Annotated in this window: 17 protein-coding genes; 11 read left to right on the forward strand and 6 right to left on the reverse strand. The window is 60.1% G+C overall.

Annotation, left to right across the window (positions count from 1 at the left end; translation table 11 throughout):
• Positions 1 to 209: 209 nt before the first annotated feature.
• The 4 genes from VFO93_RS18880 to VFO93_RS18895 form a co-directional block, all read right to left on the reverse strand.
• Positions 210 to 1,004, reverse strand: coding sequence for a LytTR family DNA-binding domain-containing protein (locus tag VFO93_RS18880; protein WP_325135945.1), 795 nt, complete (start codon positions 1,002 to 1,004; stop codon positions 210 to 212).
• On the reverse strand, positions 1,001 to 2,116 hold the full coding sequence (locus VFO93_RS18885) for a sensor histidine kinase (RefSeq protein WP_325135946.1): 1,116 nt from the start codon (positions 2,114 to 2,116) through the stop codon (positions 1,001 to 1,003). Before VFO93_RS18885 ends, VFO93_RS18880 begins: the two co-directional genes overlap by 4 nt.
• Before the next feature lie 126 nt (positions 2,117 to 2,242).
• Positions 2,243 to 3,511 (reverse strand): type II toxin-antitoxin system HipA family toxin, encoded by a 1,269-nt coding sequence (locus VFO93_RS18890; protein ID WP_317164954.1) that lies wholly within the window; start codon positions 3,509 to 3,511, stop codon positions 2,243 to 2,245.
• Between the two features lie 398 nt (positions 3,512 to 3,909).
• Positions 3,910 to 4,563 carry a PAS domain-containing protein gene (locus tag VFO93_RS18895; RefSeq protein WP_157569772.1) on the reverse strand — a complete coding sequence of 218 codons (654 nt, stop codon included), beginning with the start codon at positions 4,561 to 4,563 and terminating at the stop codon, positions 3,910 to 3,912.
• 442 nt (positions 4,564 to 5,005) lie between these two features.
• On the opposite strand from VFO93_RS18895, the gene VFO93_RS18900 reads away from it, so the two are divergent.
• The 9 genes from VFO93_RS18900 to VFO93_RS18940 all read left to right on the forward strand — a co-directional run bounded on the left by VFO93_RS18900 (position 5,006) and on the right by VFO93_RS18940 (position 17,551).
• A complete protein-coding gene (locus VFO93_RS18900; RefSeq protein ID WP_144853171.1) occupies positions 5,006 to 5,455 on the forward strand; it encodes a helix-turn-helix domain-containing protein in 450 nt (149 codons plus the stop codon).
• 22 nt (positions 5,456 to 5,477) lie between these two features.
• Positions 5,478 to 6,020 (forward strand): PIN domain-containing protein, encoded by a 543-nt coding sequence (locus VFO93_RS18905; protein ID WP_157569774.1) that lies wholly within the window; start codon positions 5,478 to 5,480, stop codon positions 6,018 to 6,020.
• 176 nt (positions 6,021 to 6,196) lie between these two features.
• Positions 6,197 to 6,529, forward strand: coding sequence for a DUF6660 family protein (locus VFO93_RS18910; protein ID WP_144853167.1), 333 nt, complete (start codon positions 6,197 to 6,199; stop codon positions 6,527 to 6,529).
• 147 nt (positions 6,530 to 6,676) lie between these two features.
• Positions 6,677 to 11,155: a CusA/CzcA family heavy metal efflux RND transporter gene (locus VFO93_RS18915; RefSeq protein WP_325135948.1), complete on the forward strand. Its 4,479-nt coding sequence runs from the start codon at positions 6,677 to 6,679 to the stop codon at positions 11,153 to 11,155.
• Positions 11,156 to 11,210: 55 nt separating this feature from the next.
• Complete coding sequence (locus tag VFO93_RS18920; RefSeq protein WP_325135949.1) at positions 11,211 to 12,386, forward strand: efflux RND transporter periplasmic adaptor subunit; 1,176 nt, start codon at positions 11,211 to 11,213, stop codon at positions 12,384 to 12,386.
• An 18-nt stretch (positions 12,387 to 12,404) separates the two neighbouring features.
• Positions 12,405 to 13,013: a hypothetical protein gene (locus VFO93_RS18925; protein ID WP_157569779.1), complete on the forward strand. Its 609-nt coding sequence runs from the start codon at positions 12,405 to 12,407 to the stop codon at positions 13,011 to 13,013.
• A 48-nt stretch (positions 13,014 to 13,061) separates the two neighbouring features.
• A complete protein-coding gene (locus tag VFO93_RS18930; RefSeq protein WP_325135950.1) occupies positions 13,062 to 15,194 on the forward strand; it encodes a heavy metal translocating P-type ATPase in 2,133 nt (710 codons plus the stop codon).
• A 4-nt stretch (positions 15,195 to 15,198) separates the two neighbouring features.
• Positions 15,199 to 15,984, forward strand: coding sequence for a ZIP family metal transporter (locus VFO93_RS18935; RefSeq protein WP_232341663.1), 786 nt, complete (start codon positions 15,199 to 15,201; stop codon positions 15,982 to 15,984).
• Positions 15,985 to 16,642: 658 nt separating this feature from the next.
• Complete coding sequence (locus VFO93_RS18940) at positions 16,643 to 17,551, forward strand: Abi family protein (protein WP_325135951.1); 909 nt, start codon at positions 16,643 to 16,645, stop codon at positions 17,549 to 17,551.
• Between the two features lie 222 nt (positions 17,552 to 17,773).
• Here VFO93_RS18940 and VFO93_RS18945 read toward each other — a convergent pair whose 3' ends face one another.
• Both VFO93_RS18945 and VFO93_RS18950 read right to left on the reverse strand, forming a co-directional pair.
• On the reverse strand, positions 17,774 to 18,079 hold the full coding sequence (locus VFO93_RS18945; RefSeq protein WP_325135952.1) for a hypothetical protein: 306 nt from the start codon (positions 18,077 to 18,079) through the stop codon (positions 17,774 to 17,776).
• 578 nt (positions 18,080 to 18,657) lie between these two features.
• Entirely contained in the window at positions 18,658 to 20,361 is a 1,704-nt protein-coding gene (locus VFO93_RS18950; protein ID WP_325135953.1) for a hypothetical protein, read from the reverse strand.
• A gap of 150 nt (positions 20,362 to 20,511) precedes the next feature.
• Between VFO93_RS18950 and VFO93_RS18955 the strand changes: the two genes are divergently transcribed.
• Together VFO93_RS18955 and VFO93_RS18960 are read left to right on the forward strand one after the other, a co-directional pair.
• Entirely contained in the window at positions 20,512 to 21,471 is a 960-nt protein-coding gene (locus VFO93_RS18955; protein WP_325135954.1) for a tyrosine-type recombinase/integrase, read from the forward strand.
• Positions 21,472 to 21,513: 42 nt separating this feature from the next.
• Positions 21,514 to 22,509 carry a hypothetical protein gene (locus VFO93_RS18960; RefSeq protein ID WP_325135955.1) on the forward strand — a complete coding sequence of 332 codons (996 nt, stop codon included), beginning with the start codon at positions 21,514 to 21,516 and terminating at the stop codon, positions 22,507 to 22,509.
• The last annotated feature ends 52 nt before the right edge of the window (positions 22,510 to 22,561 follow it).

A 22,561-nucleotide genomic window follows, 5' to 3' on the forward strand; every position in this document is an offset into this window, starting at 1 on the left:
GGGCTTTTGTGAGGGGTGAAGGGGCTTTTTTGGGGTGTCGCCCTCCGCGTTCACCCCACCCCCTAGCCCCCTCCCCTTCGGGAGAGGGGGGACTAGTTCTACTATGTAGAGTGCTGTTTAATAGATTTTTAGAACTAAAAACTAGTCCCCCCTCTCCCGAAGGGGAGGGGGCTAGGGGGTGGGGTGAACGCGGAGGGCGAGCCCTACCCTCACCCAAATCGCTTCAAAAACAACTGAATAACCCCATTATAGCTGCGCGAGGACGTGACGTGCAGCCCATTGGCCATCCTAAACAGATACTCGCCGTGCGCCCATGGCTTAAACTCCACAATGTGCTCGGTGTGAATGATAACCGAGCGGTGGATGCGCAGAAACCGGGCCGGGTCGAGGCGCTCGGCCAGCTGACTCAGGGTGGCCCGCAGGGGGTGGGTGGCCCCGGCCAAGTGCAGCAGCACGCCGCTGCTGGTGGCTTCGAGGTAGCACACGTCGGCGGCGGGCACGAAAAACTGCCGTTCCGGCTGCTTCACCAGGAAGCGGTCTTGGTACTCGGGCAGGGGGGGAGGGGCGGCCGGGGGCCAGGCGCGGAGCAGGGCCACCAGGTCGGCCCCGGCAGCGTGGCTGTCGCGCTGGGCTAGCTGCTGCTGCACCCGGCGCACGCAGTCGGCAAAGCGGTCGGGGTCGAGGGGCTTAAGCAGGTAATCGACCGCGTGCAGGCCGAAGGCCGCCACGGCGTACTGGTCGTAGGCGGTCACGAACACCACCAGGGGCAGGGGCTGGCCGGCAGTCCGCAGCTGTTGCAGCACCTGCACCCCGTCGAGGCCGGGCATCTGCACGTCCAGAAACACCACGTCATAGTCGCCGGCTTGCAGCGCGGCCAGGGCCTCGGGGCCGTTGGCACACTCGCCGGCCACGACTAGGGTGGGAAAGTCGGCCAGCAGCTCGCGCAGCAAGTGGCGGGCCAGCGGCTCATCGTCGACCAGCAGGGTGCGGATGCTAGCGCTCATGCCGTGGCGAGGGGTTGGGCGGCCGGCGCGGCGGCCACGAAGGGCAGCGACAGCCGCAGGCAGTAGCCCTGGCCGGGGGCCGTGTCCACGGCCACGGCGTAGTCGGGGCCGTAGCGGGTGGCCAGGCGGCTTTCGAGGTTGCGCAGGCCGATGCCGCGGGCGGCGGTGTCGGCGGTGCCCCGGCCGTTGTCCTCCACCTGCACCAGCAGGCGGGTGCCGGCCCGCCGGGCGCTGATGGCCAACTCTCCCGCCCCCGCCTGCGGAGCCAGGCCGTGGCGCACGGCGTTTTCCACCACCGGCTGTAAGAGCAGGGCGGGCAGCAGCGCGCCCTCGGTGCCGGGGCCGATGTCGTAGGCCACGGCCAGGCGGTCGGGGAAGCGGGTTTGCTCGATTTCGAGGTAGAGGCGCGTTAGGTGCAGCTCCTGGGCCAGGGTCACTTCGTGGGCGTCGGCCCCGTCGAGCACCAGCCGCAAAAACTGGCTGAGCTGGGCCAGCATCCGGCGGGCGGCCTTCACGTCGGCGCTCATCAGGGCCGACACCGCATTCAGCGAATTAAACAGAAAATGGGGCTGGAGCTGCATTTTCAAGGCCTGCAACTGGGCCTGCACCAGCTGGGTTTCGAGCTGGGCGGCCCGCAGCTGGCCCTCCCGAAACCGCTCGCGGTACTGCACCGCGTAGGCAATGCAGAGCAGCATCCAGTAAATGGGCACCCAATTATTGGCATTGGCCACCACGCTGGCCAGCGAAAAGCCGCCCGGCAGGGCCCCGGCCGCAGCCATCGCCCCGGCATACGCGAGGCGGTAGGTCAGGGTGAGCCCGTAGCTGGCCGCCGCGTGCACCAGCAGCTTGGGCAACCAGCGCCGCCGCTCGGTGAGGTCGAAGCGGGCCGCCAGCGCGAATACTACCGGCGTCAGCAGCCCCCAAATCAGGCCATGTAGCAAGCGCCCGCCCAGCGCCTCGCCCCAGTTGGTGGGCGTGCCGGCCGAGAGGTTTTGCCCAAAAATCAGCAGCACCATAAAGCCGCTGAACAGCAGCCAAGCCAACGCAATCACTGGCCCCGCCACCAGGGGCCGGGCGGATTGGTTTGCTGAAAACGGCCGACCGGTACGCATGGGCCAAAGGTAGGGCCAGGGCTAGGGCAACCGGAGAAAGGCCGACCGAAGAAGGATTTTTTGGTAGCTCAAACGGCCTTTTTCGTGCTTGCTACGCGAACAGCTAACGGGTTAAACAGGCTTCTCTCAACGTAGTTGCCGGTGCGCCGCGCCAATTTCAGCCACCCGCCCTTCGGCTACGCCGGCAGCGGCGGCAAACGCCGGCCAGTGGGCTACCTGCGCCAGTATCTCATCCACCAGCTCATCTGCCCGGCGCACGTTCATCTCCCTGGCTACATGGCGCAAATCCGCCCGCGTGAAGTGGTCGCGCTTGCCGTTGGCCGATAGCTGGTGTTGCATCAGCCAGCGGTTGCCGGGCTTGTAAGAATACGCCACATCATACGCCGGAGCCAGCTGCCACTGGCCCGCCGCATCCATCAGGAACGAAATATTCTTGGTGTGGTCGTCCTGGTTGCGGGCCACAATGTTGAAGACCATTCGGCGAAACAGCTGCTCGGCGGCCGGGTAGGGCAGGCGCAGTTGGCGTAGCACCTGAAAGGCCTGCTCGTAAGAGTAGGTGGCGGGCTGGTTGTAGTCGAAGTGGCCGAGGGCGCACAGCGTCTGGGCGTGCAGCTTTTCGCCCGTCGCCGTGCGGTCAAAGCGGCGCGTCATGAAGTGTGCCCGCTCATTCTCCTCGTACAGGCGGCACTCCGTCATGTCGAGGCCGCTGGCGATGGCCATGTGGTAATAGGCGTATTCCACCCGCCCAAAATCTTGAGGGTCAGCTACTACCTGGTCACGCACCCCATCCAGCTTCAGCAGCCAGTAGCCGAAGTCTGCCGGGGCCGTCACCTGGCCCGAGCGCACTTCGCCCGTGGCGTCGTTATAGGCAATCAGCGCCTTGGGGCGGGCGCCGCCGGCCGATGTACCCACGGCCAGCAGGGCGGCCAGCGCCTCGGTCGACTCGTGGCGCAGGTTGACGTGCAGGCCTTCCCGCTGGTCAAGCACTTGCTGCGCCAGTTCAACGAGGGCCGCTGTTTCGACCGCTTCCGAGCCGGTAGTCGCCCCGCTTTTCAGCGCCGGCTCAAATTCCAGCGCGCCCATGCCCCGGTTGGCCGTGTAGCACAGACGCTCCACCGGCGAAAAGCCTTCGGGGCTGCGGCCTTGTAGGGCCAGCCAGGCATCAATCAACTGGTTGCCAAAGCGGTCGGGTAGCGAATCGGCCAGCAGGCCCGGCAAGCCGTGGAACGTCTCGGGGTTGAGGCGCGGAAAGGCGTACACTGTATCGGCCCCGCACGTCAGCGGCATTTGTAAAGGCGCCACCTCTAGCCGCGACCGAATGAAGGCGGGCTCGTAGGCGAACGTGGCGCGGGCCCGGTCGGCATCCCAGCTGACTACCCCTACCGGCTGCCCCACAGGCTGAGCGTGGCCCGGTCGATGCCCGCCGCCGTAGCACGGCCTGCTGAGACTGGTTGCGATTGAGCCGAATCTGCCGCAGGCTGGTGCCGACTTCCCGCAGGATGGCCGTATCAGAAAGACTATACCAATTTATGTTGTACAAACGCAATAAACCGGCCTGAAATTAGGCAGTATGTTGCGTTTACACAACATAAAAGGGGAAATTTTAAGTAAGCGCCGATTCTTGTTTACTGGCCATTATAGACAATTTCCTGCTTCTGGTTGCCTCTCCCCAGGGCCGTGCGGCCCGCGTTGCCATCGGCACCGCGCTGATTGGGGCCGGTCTGGTGCAGGCCCGCAAAAACTGGGGTCTGGCCGCCTTGGGGCTGTTGCCGCTGGCGATGGGCGGGGCTGACCTATGCCTGCTCGACCCGCTGCAAGGCCTGCCTTTCGATGGTCCCAAGCTGCGTGAAACGCTGGGGCCGGTCCCATATCCGGGCCATGCGCTCATTGGCAAACTCCACCACGTGCGTGGGGCCTTGCAGCAGGGCCAGGGCCAGCGGGGCCTGCTCAAACACCGCCCGCCGCTCGCGCTGCCGGGCTTCGGCCTCGGCGCGAGCGGCCTGCTCGCGGGCCTGGGCCTGGCGCAGGGCCTCTTCCACCGCCGGGCGGGGCTGGTTGTTGGTATCGGTAAAGCTGACGACCAGCAGCGCCCCGCTGCGCCGCGCCGCCAGGTAGAAATAGGCGTCGAGCCCGTCGTGCGGGTAGTTGAGCTGGTGCGGCTGGCCCTCACGCGACCGGAACGCCTGGCAATAGAAGTCGAAGACGCCGGTGGGCGGGGCATCGGGGTAAAGGTCCAGAAACGACTGCTCGGGCCGCTCGGGCAGCTGGAGCATCTGCTGCGCGGCGGCGTTGAGCCGCACGTAGGTAAAGTCCACGATTTCAACTCCGTCGGCCGCGAACACGGGCTGGAAGAAGATAACACCCGTCATCGAGACGTTGAACAGCACTTCCAGCAGGTCGTCGGAAGCCGGCATAGCAGCCGGGTGCGCCGGAGTAAAAGCAGACATAAGGCGCGGAAAACGAGAAATAAGGCACTAAAATACGGCCCCTGAACAGGTGCCTGGCCCAAAAGCAAGCAGCTTGCTTAACAGGTCGATTGGTTAGGTGTTCAAATTTGGAAAGCGTGTCCGCTATTAGCTTGTTTTTGAGGGTACTGCTTTAAAATACGGTTTGCTTTTTATTTCGCCAGCGCCTGGTGAGCGCTCCCGGTAATAGGGAGCACTTCTAGGCGTTTTGGCTCCCATTCATTAGCGGAAGTGCTGTGCTTATTGGGCATTCCCGCGCTTGGCTTGCCCCACCTTTGCCCGACGTAGGGCTTCCCTGTAGACGCTGCTGATAGCCAGCGGCAGCGCGTGAGCCAGGATAGGGCCGGAATTGACTAGTGAAAGCAGAATTTTGTTTCGTTTATTTCGTTTGGCAGGTTTGCACCTGATTCTTTACGCTGCTATTATGAAAGCCATTCTTGAAACCCTATCCTTGCAGGACCAGCGCGTAGCCAGGGATTCTTTGTTTAGCTTCACCCGGGCCATTGCGGCCGAAGGAACGGACCGAGTTAAAATCCGGCTGCCAGGGCGTGACGAGGACATTACCATTCCGCGCAAGGCCCTAGAGCTACTCAGCTTCATTCTGTCGAGCATGGCCGAGGGGAAAGCTATTGCGCTTGTTCCTTCGGCTGCTGAGCTGAGCACGCAGCAGGCTGCCGACATGCTCCACGTTTCCCAGCCCCACTTGGTCAAAATGCTGGAGCAGGGCGTGCTGCCCTTTAAAAAGGTGGGTAGCCATCGGCGGGTGCTGCTGCAAGACCTGTTGCAGTACGAAGCCCAGCAGGCCGAGCAGCGTCGGCAGCAGCTCCGGTTTTTAGCGCAGCAGGCGCAGGAATTGAGTCTGGGCTACGAATGATTCCTTCCCCCGGCTCATTGCCTTGCTGGATGCGTGCGCCCTGTACCCAGCGCCCATCCGGGGCCTGCTCCTACAGCTGGCTTCCTTCGGCTTGTACACGCCCAAATGGACCGCCCGCATCCCGGATGAATGGACGCGCCACCTGCTTAAAAACCGTGCTGACCTCAACGCGGGGCAATTGCAAAAAACTGTCGCGGCACTGCGGGCGGCTTTTCCAGCTGCCGAGGTTAAGCAGGATGAGCCACTCCTTGCCGCGCTGGATTTACCTGACCCGGACGACCGACATATTCTGGCTGCCGCCATGCGGTGCCAGGCCACAATAATCGTCACGGCCAATCTCAAAGATTTTCCGGCGCACCAGCTGGCCCAGTTCGATATCGGGGCCCAGCATCCCGCTGTTATTACCACCAATCTAATCGACCTGAATCCAGAGCCGGCGCGGGTCGCTTTCCGGCAGCAAGTTTCTTTTCTAAAGAATCCGCCCCGAACGGTCACCCAGGTCTTGGACAACTTCCGGCAGGTTCAACTGAAGGCCAGTGCCGATAAACTGGCAGCCCTGCTATAGATGGCTTCGGGGCAAAAGAGCCCGGTCTATAGCAACCAAACCAGACGGCCGGGTCCACATCGGCGCACTCCTTATTATAAGGAGTAAAAAAAGCCCGCGAGGCATTTTCAGGCTGAGTCGGATTTTTCAGAGTTTAGGAACCATAAGACTTACCTCCTTTCCGTACCTTTGCCCCAATGCGCGTCCTGGCTCTACTCTTTGCTCTTTACTTTTCGGTGCTCGGCTGCCTGCCCTGCTCCGATGTGGAGCCGAGCGCCACGCTCGTGCAGGGGACTATCGTGCGGGCCGCGCACCACGACGGAGGCACCTCCCAGGGGGGCATCGATTGGTGCTCGCCTTTGTGCCAGTGCCACTGCTGCGCGGGCTTCGCCATGCCCGCCGTTCCGGCCCTGGCCTTCATCGCCCGGCCGGTAGCGCCCTACTCGGCGCAGCGCTTCAGCGTGCGGAACGTGCCTGCCGTGCAGACCCGCGCCCCGGTCACTCCGTGGCAGCCGCCCCAGGGGGCCTAACCATTTCTTGCTTTCCGGCTCTTGCGGCCGGCCCTGCCAAACGCGGGGCTGGCTGCCGTGCGTTCGCGTGCTATTCACTTGGTAGCCAAGGCTGAGCGCGCCGGAAAGTCTTTCCTATGGTCAGGCTTTTTACTCCCCAGCGGCTTCATGTTCGACCGGCTGATTCATTTCTCCATCCACAATAAACTACTTATCGGGCTGTTGACCCTGGCCCTGGTGGCCTGGGGCGGCTACTCGCTCACGCACCTGCCCATCGACGCGGTGCCCGACATCACCACGAATCAGGTGGTGGTCTACACGGTGGCTCCTTCGCTAGCAGCCGGCGACATCGAGCGGCTCGTGTCCTTTCCCATCGAGCAGAGCGTGGCCACCATTCCTGGCCGCCAGGAGGTGCGCTCGTTCTCGCGCTTCGGCCTCTCGGTCGTAACCATCGTTTTTGAAGATAAAACTGATATTTACTGGGCGCGCCAGCAAGTCAGCGAGCGGCTGTTGGAAGCCGAAAGCCAGATTCCGGCCGGCATCGGGCGGCCCGAGCTGTCGCCGGTTTCCACCGGCCTGGGCGAGGTCTACCAATACCTGGTGCGGGCCGAGCCGGGCTACGAAAAGCAGTACGACGCCCGCGAGCTGCGCACCATTCAGGACTGGATAGTGCGGCGGCAGCTGCTGGGTACGCCCGGCGTGGCCGACGTGAGCAGCTTTGGCGGGCTGCTCAAACAGTACGAAGTAGCCCTGGACCCCCAGCGCCTGCAAGCGGCCGGGGTGACCGTGGACCAGGTGTACCAGGCCGTCAGCCAGGGCAACCAGAACGCGGGCGGGGCCTACATCGACCGCAGTCCCACGGCCTACTATATCCGCACCGAGGGGCTGGCTCAAACCCCGGCCGACATCGGCAACATCGTGGTGCGCACCACCCAAAACGGCCTGCCCGTGCTGGTGCGCGACGTGGCCACCGTGCAGCTGGGCTCAGCCGTGCGCTATGGGGCCATGACCCGCAACCAGGAGGGGGAAGTAACCGGAGGCATCGTGCTCATGCTAAAAGGGGCCAACGCCAACGACGTGATTAGAGCCGTCAAGCAGCGCATGGCCACCATCCGCCAGACGTTGCCAAAGGGGGTAACAGTGGACGTATACCTGGACCGGTCGGAGCTGGTGGGCCGCGCCATTCACACGGTCCAAAAGAACCTGCTCGAAGGCGCGCTCATCGTCGTATTCGTGCTGGTGCTCTTCCTGGGCAACTGGCGGGCCGGGCTGGTGGTGGCCTCGGTCATCCCGTTGGCCATGCTCTTTGCCATCAGCCTGATGCGCCTGTTCGGCGTCTCGGGCAACCTGATGAGTCTCGGGGCCATTGACTTCGGGCTTATTGTGGACGGAGCCGTCATCATCGTCGAGGCCATTGTGCACCGCCTGCACGGCGGCGGGGCCGGGCTGACGGGCCGGCTCTCGGGCGAGCAGATGGACGAGGAAACCTACCAGGCCGCGAGCAAAATCCGCTCCTCGGCCGCCTTCGGGGAAATCATCATCCTTATCGTATACCTGCCCTTGCTGGCGCTGGCCGGCATTGAAGGGCGCATGTTCCGGCCGATGGCCCAGACCGTGGCCTTCGCCATTCTGGGGGCCTTTATCCTCTCGCTTACCTACGTGCCCATGATGTCGGCGCTGGCGCTGAGTCGCAACGCGGACCCGAAAGTCACCATCTCCGACCGGCTGCTGGGCTGGCTTACCCGACGCTACGACCCGCTGGTGGCGGGCGCGCTGCGTCACAAAACCATCGTCCTTGGCTCGGCCGTCGCCCTGTTAGTAGGGGCGTTTCTGCTATTCCGCACCCTGGGCGGGGAATTCATTCCTCAGCTGGCGGAGGGCGATTTCGCAGTGGAGCTGCGCACGTTGCCCGGCTCGTCGCTGGAATACACCGTCGAGAAAAGCCAGCAGGCGGCCGGCATTCTCAAGCGGCAGTTTCCCGATGAGGTCAAGGAAGTAGTGGCCAAAGTCGGCGCGGCCGAGATTCCCACCGACCCCATGCCGGTCGAAGCAGCCGACGTAATGGTTATTCTCCGGCCCCAGGCTAAGTGGAAAAAAGCCGACAACCAAGCCGACCTAGCCGAGCAGATGGCCGCCGCCGTGGGCATCATTCCCGGCGTCACCTTCGGCTTTCAGCAGCCCATCCAGATGCGCTTCAATGAGCTGATTTCGGGCGCTAAGCAGGACGTGGTACTCAAGATTTTCGGCGAAGACCTCACCCAGCTGGCCGACTACGCCCGCCAAGCCGGGGCCGTGGTGCGCCGGGTGCCGGGGGCCGAAGACGTGTACGTGGAGCAGGTCACCGGCCTGCCCCAAATCGTGGTGCGCCTCGACCGCGCCCGCCTGGCTCGCTTCGGGCTGAGCGTGGGCGAAGTAAACCGCACGGTGCAAACCGCCTTCGCTGGCCAGACGGCCGGGCAGGTATTTGAGCAGGAGCGGCGCTACGACTTGGTGCTGCGCCTGCGCAGTGACCTGCGGCGGGACATCAACAGCGTGCGCCAGCTCTTTATCGCAACCCCCACCGGCCAGCAGGTGCCATTGGAGCAGGTGGCCACCGTGGCCTTGGTCGAGGGGCCAAACCAGATTCAGCGCGACGACACCAAGCGCCGGGTATCGGTCGGCTTCAACGTGCGGGGCCGGGACGTGGAAACGGTGGTGCGGGAAGTGCAGCAGCGCTTAGGCCAGCAAGTCCGGTTTGCGCCGGGCTACTACACCACTTACGGCGGGCAGTTCGAGAACCTACGCGAGGCCACCGACCGGCTCAGCATTGCCGTGCCGGTGGCGCTGGGGCTCATTTTCGTGCTGCTCTTCTTCACGTTCCACTCGGTCAAGCAGGCCCTGCTGATTTTCACGGCCATTCCCCTCTCGGCCATTGGCGGGGTGCTGGCCCTGTGTCTGCGGGGTATGCCGTTCAGCATCCCGGCCGGGGTGGGCTTCATTGCCCTGTTCGGGGTGGCGGTACTCAACGGCATCGTGCTCATCGGCTACTTCAACCAGCTCAAAGCGGAAGGGGTAACCGACCTCTATGAACGCATTCGCAAGGGCACGGAGGTGCGGCTGCGGCCGGTGCTGATGACGGCCACGGTCGCCTCCCTAGGCTTTCTGCCGATGGCGCTGGCTACCTCGGCGGGGGCGGAAGTGCAGCGGCCCCTGGCCACGGTGGTTATCGGCGGCCTGGTCACGGCCACGCTGCTGACGCTGCTGGTGCTGCCAGTGCTGTATGCTCTGAGTGAAAAAGGAGCGACCAAGTCGATGGCACCCCCGGCGAGCACGCCGCGCCCCACTATTGCGCAGACTGTATGCTTACTGCTGGTCATGGGGCTAGCAACCCTGCTGCCGGGCCGGGTGCAGGGTCAGGATGTGCAGCTGCCCCCGGCTGGCTCGCCCCTGAACTCGGCCCAGGCCGTGACGCAGGCCTTGGGCGCGGGGGGCACCGTACAGACCGCCCAGCGGGCCGTGCAGGCGCAACAAGCCCTGCGACGCGGGGCCGTGGATTTCAGTAAAACGACCCTTAACGGCTCGGTCGGCCAGTACAACACCTACCGGGTAGACAATCAGTTTTCCATTGTGCAGCCCTTGGCCCTGCCCGGCGTGTACCGCAACGCGGCGCGGGTAGCGGGGCAGGTATTGACTGGGCGGGAATTGCAACTCGCCCAGGCACGGGTAGAACTACGCCGGCAGGTGCGCCTGGCCTACGAGCAGGCCGTGTACGCCCGCCATCGACTGCGCACCCTGCGCGGGCAGGACAGCCTGTACGCGGAGTTTCTGCGGGCGGCCAACCTGCGCTTCAAAACCGGCGAAGTGGCCCGGCTCGAACCCGCCACGGCCCTGGTGCAGAAGGGTGAAACCCGCGTCTTGGTGCGGCAGGCCCGCACGGACTACGCCGTGGCGCGTCGGCAATTGCAAGCCCTGCTCCAACAAGCCGGCCCCGTGACGGTGGCGGACAGTGTGTTGCGCCCCCTAGTGCCAACTGCTGCCGTAGCACTGGATACGGCTACGGCAGCGGCCCCGGCCCTGGCCGATACGGCGTTACTTCAAACCAATCCCCAGGCGCGGGTGCTGGCCCAACAGATTCAGGAGCGCCGGGCGGAAACCCGCCTGGAACAAGCGCGGGGGCTACCCGACTTCACGGTGGGGTACTTCAACCAGTCCTTGAAGGGTCCCCAAACTATCGGCGGTATCGGCGGCACTGAGCGCGACTATGGCCCTGGGGACCGCTTTCAGGGCGTGCAGGCCTCCGTGGGGATGCCCCTGTACCGCCGCCCCCAAAAGGCGCGGGTGCAGGCCGCCCGCTTGCAGGAGCAAACGGCTCAAATCAGCTACGCCCGCTACCGCGCCGAGCTGGCTGGCCGCCTGGATGAGTTGCTGGCCCAGCGCCGCGAGCAGATTGAGCGCCTGCGCTTCTACGAGCAGACGGGCCTGCCGCAAGCGGCCGTGCTTGTGCGCCTTAGCACGCGGGCATTCAAGGCCGGCGAAACCGGCTATGCGGAATATCTGCTCAACCTGGAGCGCGCCCTGCGCCTGCGCACCGACTACCTGAGCGCCCTGCTGGCCCATAACCAAACCGTCATCGAACTGGACGCGCTGCTGGCCGGCGACGCCCAATAATTCAACGCTTTATCACCTGATGCTTCCATCATTCAATCAAGTTACTCCCCTGCTGTTGTCACGACTCGGGCGGGTGGGACTTCCCTTGCTGACCGCGCTGCTGCTTACTGCCTGCGGGTCGGGCGGCAAAGAGAAAACGGCGGAGAAGGCCGAAGCGGCTACTGAAAAACCTGAGGCTGACGCGCCGGCCGATGTCGTGCGCCTGTCGGCCCCTGAGCAGCAGGCCGCGGGCCTGGCGCTGGGCCACCTCGAAGAACGCCCCCTGGGCACTGGCCTGGCCGTCAGCGGCACGCTGGACGTGCCCCCCGAAAGCGCGCTGGCCGTGGCTGCCCCCCTGGGCGGCTTCGTGGAAAGCACGAGTCTGCTGCAAGGCTCGCGGGTGCGCAAGGGGGAGGTACTGGCCATCATCCGCAATCCTGAGTTCGTGCAGCTGCAACAGGACTACCTCGAAGCCACTAGCCGCCTGCGCTACGCCAAAGCCGACCTGGACCGCCAGCGTGAACTCTACCAGCAGGAAGTAGCGCCCCAAAAGAATTTCCAGCGGGCGCAGGCCGAATACGATGCCTTGCGGGTGCAAACCCAGGCCCAGGCCGCCCGGCTGCGGCTGGCCGGCCTGCCGGTCGGGGGCCAGCTCGTGAGCACGGCCGCCGTGCGGGCCCCGCGCAGCGGGTTCGTGCGGGCGGTGAACGTGACGGTAGGCCAAAGCGTGACGGCCGCCGATGCGCTGTTTGAGCTGGTAGACCCCACCCACCTGCACGTCGAGCTATCGGTGTTTGAGAAGGACGTGCCGCGCATTCAGGCCGGCCAGCTCATCCGCTTCGCCCTGCCCAGCGACTCGGCCGCGGGCCGCGAGCGCACGGCCCGCGTCTACCTTATCAGCCGCGCCATCAACGGTCCCGACCGCACGGTGCGGGTGCACGGCCACCTCGACCAGGAGAACGACCCGGCCTTGCTGCCGGGCCTCTACGTGCGGGCTACCATTGAAACGGGCCGCAACACCGTTCCTACCCTGCCCGAGGCGGCCGTGGTACGCTACGCCGGTCAGACGTACGGCTTCATACCGGTTAGCCCGGCCGGCTCCTACCGGATGATAGCCCTGCCTACCGGCCGCAGCGAAGACGGCTATACGGAGGTAAAGCGCCCGGCGAATCTGCCGGCTACCACGACGTTCGTAGTCAAGGGTGCGTATTCGCTGCTGGCCAAGCTCAAGAATACGGCCGACGAAGACTAATCCATTCCGCGCCCGCTCATGCTCGAACTACTCACCGGCACCCTCCTGCTCAGTCTGCTTCACGCCGCTATCCCCAATCACTGGGCTCCGGTGCTGGCCGTGGCGCGGGCTGAACGCTGGCCCCTGCGCCGGGCGGTGGGGCTGACGGCAGTAGCCGGCCTGGCCCACGTACTGAGTACCGTACTGCTGGGCCTGGCCCTGGGGCTGCTGGGCTGGCGGCTTTCAGACCACTTTGCGCAGGTGGCCGCTTGGGCTGCGCCGGCGCTGCTTATCGGCATTGGCCTGCTCTACGCGCTTTCGGGGCCGGGTCATGCGCACCCCGACCCGACTACCCCCTCGCGCCGGGGCAAGCACTTCGTGCTCGGCCTGGCCCTGACCATGTTTCTGGCTCCCTGCCTGGAAGTGCAGACTTTCTTTCTCACGGCCGGCACGCGGGGGCCACTCGTGCTGGCGCTGCTCATGGCCGTGTACCTGGTAGCCTCCGTGGCCGCTATGTGCGTGCTGGTCGCCGTGGCCTTTCGGGGCCTGCACCACCTGCCCCTAGCCGGAATCGCCCGCTACGAGCGCCGCCTGACGGGGGCGGTGCTCGTGGGGGTAGGCATCGCCGGCTTTTTCGTGGAATGGTAGCCGGCCAGCGTCTTCTCTCTTCTCTTAACACTCTTGTATAGACTGTATATGCCGGACCCTACTTCATCCAATACCAACGAGGAACTGAACACCGCCAAGCAGGTGAACCTCGACAATGTGGGCGCGCTCACCCGCGAGCATCTCACGCCCCAAGCTGCGGCCGAGCCCCAGGGCCACGATGTCGCGGGTCACGACCATGCTCCCGCCGAGGGCAAGCCGGCGGGTCACGACCACCACGACCATAGCCACGCCGGGCACTCCCATGACTCCGGCGAACTGGACCTAGATGAGGAGGAGGAGCACGACCATGACCACGGCCCGGCCGGCGCTAACCCCTACCTACTGCCCGGCATTAGCCTGGTGCTGCTGCTGGTCGGCCTGGCACTGGACCACTTTCAAGCGGGCTTCTTTACCGGCTACGTGCGGCCGGCCTGGTATGGGCTGGCCTTCGTGCTGGTGGGCTGGAACGTGGTCAAGGCCGCCGTGCTCAGCATCCCCAGCGGCAACGTGTTCAACGAATTTCTGCTGATGAGCATCGCCACCATCGGCGCGTTTGCCATCGGTGAATACCCCGAAGGCGTGGCCGTCATGCTCTTCTATACCGTGGGCGAGTTGTTTCAGGACGCGGCCGTGAACCGGGCCAAGCGCAGCATCAAGGCGCTGCTTGAAATTCAGGCTACCGAAGTGACGGTGGTGCGGGGCGGCAAGAATCTAGTCATTGACCCTAAAGCCGTGCAGGTGGGGGATATAATGGAAATCAGGCCCGGCGAGAAAGTAGCCCTCGACGGGACGCTGAACGCGACGGCCGCCAGCTTCAACACAGCCGCCCTAACCGGCGAGTCGGCCCCGCAAACCAAGCAGCCGGGCGAAGCCGTGCTGGCGGGCATGATTAACCTCGAAAGCCTGGTGCAAGTGACCGTTACGGCGGGCTTTCAGGATACCAAGCTCAGCAAGATTCTGGCAATGGTGCAGGACGCGGTGGGCCGCAAGGCCAAGACCCAGCAGTTCATCACCCGGTTCGCCAAAGTGTACACCCCCATCGTGGTGGGGCTGGCCACGCTGTTGGTGCTGGTGCCGCTGCTGGTCGTGCACGATTATGTTTTTCGCGACTGGCTTTACCGGGCGCTGGTGTTTCTGGTCATTTCCTGCCCCTGCGCGTTGGTCGTCAGCATTCCGCTAGGCTACTTCGGCGGCATCGGGGCTGCCTCCAAGGCGGGCATCCTATTCAAGGGCTCCAACTTTTTGGACGTGCTGCGCGAGATTGATACCGTCGTGATGGACAAGACCGGCACGCTGACCAAGGGCGTGTTTGCCGTGCAGCAGGTGCAGCCCGCGCCCGGCACTGAGCCCGCGCAGCTGCTGCGGCTGGTTGGCGCGTTGGAAACCAAGTCTACCCACCCCATTGCCCGCGCTGTGGTCGCCCACGTCGGGGAGGCAGTTGCCGGCGTAGCCGTAGAAAACGTGGAGGAAATCGCCGGCCACGGATTGCGTGGTCGGGTAGACGGCCGGGACGTACTGGCCGGCAATACCAAGCTGTTAAGCAAGTTCAACGTCGGCTACCCAACCGAAGTAGACCAGGTAGCTGACAGCATCGTGGTGGCCGCTATCGACGGGAAGTACGCCGGCTACCTCACCGTAGCCGACGCCCCGAAGGAAGACGCGGCCCAGGCCGTCCGGGAGCTGAAAGCCGACGGCATCACCAAGCTCGTCATGCTCTCCGGCGATAAGGACAGCATCGTGCAGCGCGTGGCCAAGGAGTTGGGCATCACCGAAGCCCACGGCGGCCTGTTGCCCGAAGACAAGGCCAGGTACGTGCAGCAGTACCTGAGCGAGGGCCGCAAGCTGGCCTTCGTGGGCGACGGGGTGAACGACGCGCCCGTGGTGGCCCTAGCCGACGTGGGCATTGCGATGGGTGGCCTGGGCTCGGATGCCACCATTGAAACCGCCGATGTGGTGATTCAGACCGACCACCCCAGCAAGATTGCCACGGCCCGTCGCATCGCCCGTGCCACGCATAACGTGGTGTGGCAGAATATCTGGCTGGCCTTTGCCGTGAAGGCTGTTGTCCTGGCGCTGGGCGCGGGTGGGCTGGCTACGATGTGGGAAGCCGTCTTTGCCGATGTGGGGGTTGCCCTGCTGGCCATTCTCAACGCCGTGCGCATCCAGCGCATGAAATTCTAACCTCATGCTACTGACTATTCCTACGGCAGTTACGCCTCCCTGGACGACCTTAGTAGGTTTCTCGCTGCTGCCCGCTATCGTCATGATTGCCGGGGCGGCGCTGGCTGTGTGGCGAGCGCCCGGCCCAAAACTGCGCAGTGCCATTCTTCACTTCGCAGCTGGCGTCATCTTCTCCGTCGTCGCCGTGGAACTGCTGCCCGACATCGTGCAGCACCACGCTCCCTACGAAGTAGCTATTGGTTTTGGCCTTGGGGTAGCCACGATGCTTGGCTTGCGCTACTTTACCCAGCGCTTAGAAAAGCAGCAGGAAACGACCTCCGAAACATCAGTTGGTACGGGTTCTCCCAGCGCGTCGCCACTACCGTGGGGCCTGCTGGTGGCTATCGGCATCGACATTCTCATTGATGGGCTGCTGCTCGGCATTGGCTTTGCCGCTGGCGCGAAAGAAGGCACCTTACTGGCCATCGCGTTGACCATTGAACTGCTGTCGCTAGGCTTGGCTACGGCCGTGGAGCTGCGCGACGGCGGGCATAGTAAAGGCCGGGCCGTGGCCATCGTGGCGGGCACCTCCCTGATGCTGCTCGTGGGAGCTGGTATCGGAAACACGGTGCTGCGCGGGGCTACTGGCAACCTACTGGAAATTGTGCTTTCTTTTGGCTTGGCGGCGCTGCTCTTCCTAGTCACTGAAGAACTGCTAACCGAGGCCCACGAGGAAACCGAAACTCCACTGCTCACGCTGTCTTTCTTCGTGGGCTTCCTGCTCTTTCTGTTGCTGGGCATGGTCGCCTAGCTCGACTACCTCCCAGTGAGTTGGCTTATAGAAGACAAGAACCCTCGCACTAAACTTTCAGGAGTTGGTGCGAGGGTTCTTAGGGTGTGGAATCTGCGGGATTGCAGGCGCAATTTGCACGATATGGCTTGAACTAGCTTGCTGCTCTGAGCCCGTTAATCACCTTTTTTATGCTTGTGAGGCTTCAAATCGGGGTGTTTCGGTGCGTTCGGTGGGTCAACCCGTCTTCTTCTGTCGGGTGTGCCGTCTTCTTTGTTTGGTTTTGGTCCAGGTTTGAGGCCCATAATGACGAATGGTTTTTAGAGGTAAAACTTCTTTTCAAGACCTTTCAGTAGTGAGTAATACTCCTTACTGAGAGCTAATAAACGAAGAAAAAACTTTTGGTAAAACAGAAAATATCCTGCCCCTAAATTTTATGAATAAAAATAGAGAGATAGTGCAAAATCAAGAGTATAAATACCTTGTTTGAAGGCACTTGCATGTGAGACCTGATTTTTTCACTAAACGAAATCGCCCGAATTCGGGCGAAATTTCGTACCTTTGTCTCATTAATCCCCCGCACGCCAAGGCTTGCAAGCGCATCTGCGGGGCTTTCTTACCGAAATTACAGCGCCTCTAGCTTAGCAGCTAGGGGCGTTGCCGTTTCATATGGTCTAGCATGTCCCACCAGTACCGCAAGCAGCCGCTCTCCAGTGCGGATATGCTGACCCTGCTCAAGAGCCGTAACCTACTTATCCCTGACGAGGCGCGCGCGACTCGGTATCTGGATAGCATTGGCTATTACCGACTCAGTGGTTACATGTACCCCTTGCAATTAGCTGACCGCTCACACCGCTTCGTGCAAGGCACGAGCTTCGATGACATCGTACGCGCTTATAAATTCGATAAGCAGCTGCGGGCAATTGTCATGGAATATATGGAACGCGTGGAAGTAGTACTGCGGGCCAAGCTGACCAACTACTACAGCCTGGAGCATGGCTTTTTCTGGTACACCGACGAAAACTTGTTTGACAGAAAGTATATAGGGCAGTGGCAGGAGCTTCTAGAAAAACTTCAGCAAGAGTTCAAGCAGCCGAAAGAGTTGTTTCTGAAGACATTCAAGCGGAATTATCCAGATGAGCCATTTCCACCCTCGCAGATGGCACTGGAAACCTTATCGCTGGGGGAGCTTGCGCGCCTGTTCAGAGCTTTATTAACCGACCAGACAAAACGGCAAATTGCTACCGAATTTCAGCAGGCCCCTTCCACCCTAGATACGTGGTTTCTCTGGCTGGCTAACGTTCGCAATGTCTGTGCCCACCACGGCCGGCTCTGGAATAGAATTCTCTCGGCCGACCGCCCAACTATTCCCTCACGCAAGCAGTTCAAATTTGCCGTGGACATGCCTGACGACGCGAACACCACGATGTACGGGGCGGTGGCGCTCATCAACCACCTGTTGCAGTGCTTCAATCCAGGGAACGCTTTTACTGCGAAGGTCGAGGCGCTAATTCGGGAATACCAGGTGGACGCTACCAAGATGGGCTTCCCAGCCGAGTGGGAAACGACAGCTGTTTGGCATCACTAAGCAGCCGCTTGGCCAATTGCGTCTCGCGGTTATTGCTATTGCGCGGGCTGAGCGCCGCCAAAAGCGCTTAGCGCGAATGTACGCTTCCCGCCTAATTGAGCCAGTTAGCAACCGAGGAAAACCTCGCCCCAGTGAATAAGGTAACTGGTTTCACTTAGCTCAGATAGGTAGCGATTAGTAAAGTGCAGCACTACCTATTGTCTCTGCTCGGACCAGAGCGCTTCAGCCCCGCGTCTGTGGAGATGGTAGTTGCTGGGTCTGCAACCAGCTAATGGCCGCTGCTTCATCGGGAAAGAACCGGTAGGTGAGCGGCAGTTCCTGGGCCTGGGTGCGAATCGTGTCCATGACCAAGCGCGCAAACACGTCATGAGCCTGCACCACCGCGCCATAGCGGTACTGCCCGTCCACAATGGTGCGTGGCAACCAGTGCTGCACCACATGGACTTGCTCAGCCGGCGAGTAGGGCGTCATCTGGCGCTGGTCAATGAGTAGCTTGCCCAGGCGGTAGCGCGATAAGGCGCGTGTCACGTGGTGGAGCACGGCGGTGAACTCGTCAAAGCGGCGCGGCCCGGGATGGTATTGCAGGCGTACATAGTCAGCGTACTCCTGCACTAGTCCTGCGGCATTAGTAAAATAAAGAGAAGTTGGCAACGCGCTCATCACGTTCAAAGATACTGGCGCAAATAGGCTCGCAAGCAGGGCGTGGTGTGAAGAGGGATAGGGAGGGGTACCCGTGAGCAGCGGCTTGGAAGGCGAACGCCTGGGGATGCGCGACGCTTTTGTACTACACCTTTTTTTAATGCTGTCCTATTTGGCGGGCCTAGACATGAAGTTTAGGTGAAAGATAGCGTCCGGTGGCATCCTAAGAACCCTCCTCTAAGCATGCCACCTGAGTAGCGCTATCTAGCGAGCGTTTCGAGGTCGCTGGGCTCCAACTCAAACTGGCTCACTTGGGCGGGAAGCAGACACCTAGCTAGGCGGAAGACGCTCCTATGGAGCTAACATCAGCCTTGAATGGCCTTCTTACAACAGTATGACTTTGAGTAATTTTATTCGCCCGCTATTTGTTAAGCAAGTCAAGCTCACTCAATAAGGAATCTGGCACTTTACATGAATAGGTAGTTACCGCTTCGCTTTTCCACTAGTAGCTTTTCGTTTTCAAACCCCATCCCCTTTCGGTACTGTTCATCAAATACATCAGCTAAATCGGGGTGCACAGTAACGTATTTCCGCTGGCGTGTGGATTTTGCTGTTAACTGTCCGCTCAGGAATCCGCCGCATATAGCCAATTCGTCTAGGCAGGTGAGTTTGCCGTGTAGTTCCTCTCGGAATAGCAAGAAGTCTACGAAGTCACGTGGGGTCTTTTTTTGAGCTAATAAAGTCAGTAGGAAGACCTCCAAATCATCGAGCCGGATGGCCCAGGGGAACACGTCGTCGTTACCCAGCTTTAATAGAGCAGATAAATCACATTGCACCTGCCCAAAGGAGTGCAGATTGACAATGATAGAAAAATCGTGAGCGTACTGACGCGTGTCAATCTCGGCGCGTAGATTACCGTGCTCGTCGGTTAGGCGCAGAGGTACTCCTTCGATAAATTTCTTCTCCACACGGCGGGTTTGGGAATAACCGTAGCCTAAGCAAGCATCAAAATCGTCCTGGATACGCACAAAGGCGCGGTCAGGGTCGCGTAGCGGCTCGCGTAGGTTGTAACCTTTAGCTTCCACAATAAAGGCGCAATTCTCCCACAGCACTAAGATATCCTGCTCATTGCCATCTACGTAGTAGCTGCGAAAAATCTGACAACCGGGAAAAAAGTTTTCGAACAATACCACAAGTTTGTCTTCTAACAATTTTCCTTTCAGACTTATATAGCGACGCTTGGACGCATTTGTGGATGTGCAAATTCGGTCCAGTATCGCTGTAATGGCGTGGAGCACTTGCTTAACCTCAAATACCTGATACAGTCCATCACCCAAATCTACTATTGGCCGGGCAAGCAAGGGATTAGCTGGCTTCGTACTGGTATAGTACAGGAAATCGGTAGCCTGGCGGGTTGTGGCTAGTAGTGCTAGCAGCTTCTCCACCTTCTCCAGCGGCAACGCTGGCGATACAAGTTCCACCGGAAAGAAGCGGGTAGCAATTCCCTTGTCGGCCATAAAGTGAAAAAGCGCTTCTTTTTTGGGAGTTAAAAAGGCTTGAAGTGCAGGGGGAGCGGTGTTGCGCATCACTACCTTAGTGTAGGTGCGCCAGTCAGGGCGCATCGGTGCCCGAGGCGACATAAAACTCTGGAAGTTTTGCTGCATCAACTCGTCTAGTTGTTGGTAGAATGCGTCAAAATCGGCCACAGTCAAGCCAGTCTCCGCTACAATCAGCTCGTCGAACGAGGGGTACAATCGGTTGAGCCACCACAATCCCTGCTCTTCATAATTGAGCGGGCCTTGATTGAAGTAGGCCATGAAAGATGGCATAGCTACCTGCCGAATTTTCATCCATTGCTCGGTAATCGCTTCTTCATCCTTCGGCTGATACAACTGCTCATATTGCTGCTCAATCTCATTAAGCAGACGGACCATTTGCTGCCATTTTTCAGGCGTGTATCGAAGATCGGTTCCTAAAGTTGGGTCGGAGGAAACCAGCAGGCCTGCTAAAAAGTAAAATTGCCGCAGGGGAGAGGAAAGTTCTCCTAATTGGTCTTGAGCATGCTGGCCACCTGCAAAGCGCATTAGGCTGGACAAGTCCCCAAGCAGCCACCGGGTATCGTAGGTGGCAACCAACTTTTTCAATTCTTCGCAGGCAGTGGCAAGGCTCATAGAACTAGTATGGAAAGTGGCATCTCCGAATAATGAGTGCTTCGCAAAGCTACTCGATAAGGACTGATAAAGCCCTATTATCAGTCCTTATCGCCTACTTTTGAAAAGTGGTCGAAATCGACCGTTTCACTCCGTATATAATAGGTCACCTTGAACCACGCGCTCCTCGTTCCCGAACTGCCCACCGCGCAGGTGCCCGCGCACTTGGTGGATTCCACCAACCGCTACGTCGAGACGGGCCTGCGCGGGGCGGCCAACACGATTCGCGCCTACGCCGGCGACTGGCAACGCTTCACCACTTGGTGTCAGTTACACGGGATGAATTCCCTGCCCGCGCCGGTCGAGGCGCTCGCGGGATTTCTGACCGAGCTCGCGGACGCGGGCAAAAAGGTCGCCACTATCCAGCGCCATGCCTCGGCCATCGCCAAGGCCCACGAGTTGGCGGGCCTCGACTCGCCTACGGCCGATAAAAAAATCAAGGTGCTACTCAAAGGCATCGCCCGGGAGAAGAAAACGCGCATAAAGCAAGCGGCGGCTTTCTCGCTGGCCAATTTCAAGCGCACCATTAAAAGCATCGATGTCACCACGCCCACGGGGCTACGCAATCGAGCGTTGCTGTTACTGGGGTTCACGGGAGCCTTTCGCCGCTCTGAATTGGAAGCGCTCAATATCGAGGATTTGGCCTTCGACGAAGAAGGCCTCGTAGTCTCGCTCGATAAGAGCAAAACCAACCAGCTTGGTCAAGCGGAGGAAAAGGCCATCTTTTATTCGCCGGACGTCGCCCTCTGCCCCATCCGCTCGCTGCAAGCTTGGTTGCGGGTGCTTGACCGGTCAGAAGGGTGTGTATTTGTGTCGCTACGCAAAAATCAGCAGGTGACTACTCGGAGGATGACGACCAAGTACATCAACTTGATTACTCAACAGTATTTAGGCAGCAACTATACTGCGCACTCCCTGCGCGCCTCTTTTGTAACAGTGTCCAAGCTTAACGGGGCTGACGACAGCAAGGTGATGAACCAGACTAAGCATAAGACCAGTGCGATGATTCGTCGCTACACTCGCCTCGACAACGTGCGGCAGCACAACTCGGCCAAGGAGTTAGGCTTATAAGCAACTCCATTTACTTAGCACTTATCGTATCATCACTAGATTATGTCGCCTAATTCGAAATTAACTGCTTCGCTAAATCGAAGCCTGCACAAGATAGCCGCTGACCAGTTCGATGAGTATGATATAAAAATGCTCCTTATTGATGTGCGGGAATACTTGCGGGAAGAAACGTTCCTGCGCGAAGTAGCCGACTTCGTGGCGCACCCCCAACGAGAACGGGGCATCTGCCATAAAGCCATCAACGCGAGGTACGCAAAAATGAAGATGGCTTCGGAGGGAACAAAAAAGCTGATTGAGTCCAATATCATGACGCGCGAACCCAATAAGCCGGATAATTTTTATACAGATAAAATACTAAATTATATTAGCCTACTAACTATCTCAAAAGATGATTATCAACTTTTCGTTCTTGATAGCCTAGATGATTTAACGGATGAGATTTTAATAAAATATTACAATATAAATAAACATGATGCGCATCAGCTATTAAAAAAAGCTTTTACCAAAAATGCGGGTTTTTATTACCTTAATACAAAGTTAACACTGAACTCAATCCGCTTTATTGATGACTTACTAAAATTCATTCGCGGAACGGTACTAGGTATCGGCGCACTTAGCTACGATAAATTACAATACCAATTCAATACTGCGCTAGGTAGAGTTGTAAAAGACCTGAGGCTAGCTGCATTTCAGAGCAAAGCATTCAGTAGAAAATTTGACGCTATTTTTGTGTCAATTCTGGCATTGATGCACGATGCTAAATTTAAACTCTACGATGGACAGGAAGCAAGCGCTTATTTATCGCTGCACGGCAACAGGACTACGCCGCACGAATCAGCTTGTTCATCTTACTCGATAGCGTTGATGGCACACACTCCTAGTTTCTCTTTCCCCATCGTTACATCAGATATCGGGTATGCTGAGTTTATTGGCGAGGAAGGAATCAATCCAGCTGATTTTGATTTAAAGCCTATCCCTTGGGTTCACACGGTACGCGAAGGAAATAGATTGCTTTTAAAAAAATCAGCCGGAGCGTAAACAGACTGATTTGCAACTCATCGTCTTCAGCCGCAATGAAAACCTAGCCAAG

The organism is Hymenobacter sp., assembly GCF_035709525.1.
Taxonomy (GTDB): domain Bacteria; phylum Bacteroidota; class Bacteroidia; order Cytophagales; family Hymenobacteraceae; genus Hymenobacter.

Excerpts from the sequence above, each read along its gene's own strand:
- VFO93_RS18930 (WP_325135950.1), top strand. The coding sequence starts at position 13,062 with ATGCCGGACCCTACTTCATCCAATACCAACGAGGAACTGAACACCGCC.
- VFO93_RS18885 (WP_325135946.1), bottom strand. The coding sequence starts at position 2,116 with ATGCGTACCGGTCGGCCGTTTTCAGCAAACCAATCCGCCCGGCCCCTG.
- VFO93_RS18925 (WP_157569779.1), top strand. The coding sequence starts at position 12,405 with ATGCTCGAACTACTCACCGGCACCCTCCTGCTCAGTCTGCTTCACGCC.
- VFO93_RS18915 (WP_325135948.1), top strand. The coding sequence starts at position 6,677 with ATGTTCGACCGGCTGATTCATTTCTCCATCCACAATAAACTACTTATC.
- VFO93_RS18900 (WP_144853171.1), top strand. The coding sequence starts at position 5,006 with ATGAAAGCCATTCTTGAAACCCTATCCTTGCAGGACCAGCGCGTAGCC.
- VFO93_RS18935 (WP_232341663.1), top strand. The coding sequence starts at position 15,199 with ATGCTACTGACTATTCCTACGGCAGTTACGCCTCCCTGGACGACCTTA.
- VFO93_RS18895 (WP_157569772.1), bottom strand. The coding sequence starts at position 4,563 with ATGTCTGCTTTTACTCCGGCGCACCCGGCTGCTATGCCGGCTTCCGAC.
- VFO93_RS18910 (WP_144853167.1), top strand. The coding sequence starts at position 6,197 with ATGCGCGTCCTGGCTCTACTCTTTGCTCTTTACTTTTCGGTGCTCGGC.
- VFO93_RS18960 (WP_325135955.1), top strand. The coding sequence starts at position 21,514 with ATGTCGCCTAATTCGAAATTAACTGCTTCGCTAAATCGAAGCCTGCAC.
- VFO93_RS18950 (WP_325135953.1), bottom strand. The coding sequence starts at position 20,361 with ATGAGCCTTGCCACTGCCTGCGAAGAATTGAAAAAGTTGGTTGCCACC.
- VFO93_RS18940 (WP_325135951.1), top strand. The coding sequence starts at position 16,643 with ATGTCCCACCAGTACCGCAAGCAGCCGCTCTCCAGTGCGGATATGCTG.
- VFO93_RS18880 (WP_325135945.1), bottom strand. The coding sequence starts at position 1,004 with ATGAGCGCTAGCATCCGCACCCTGCTGGTCGACGATGAGCCGCTGGCC.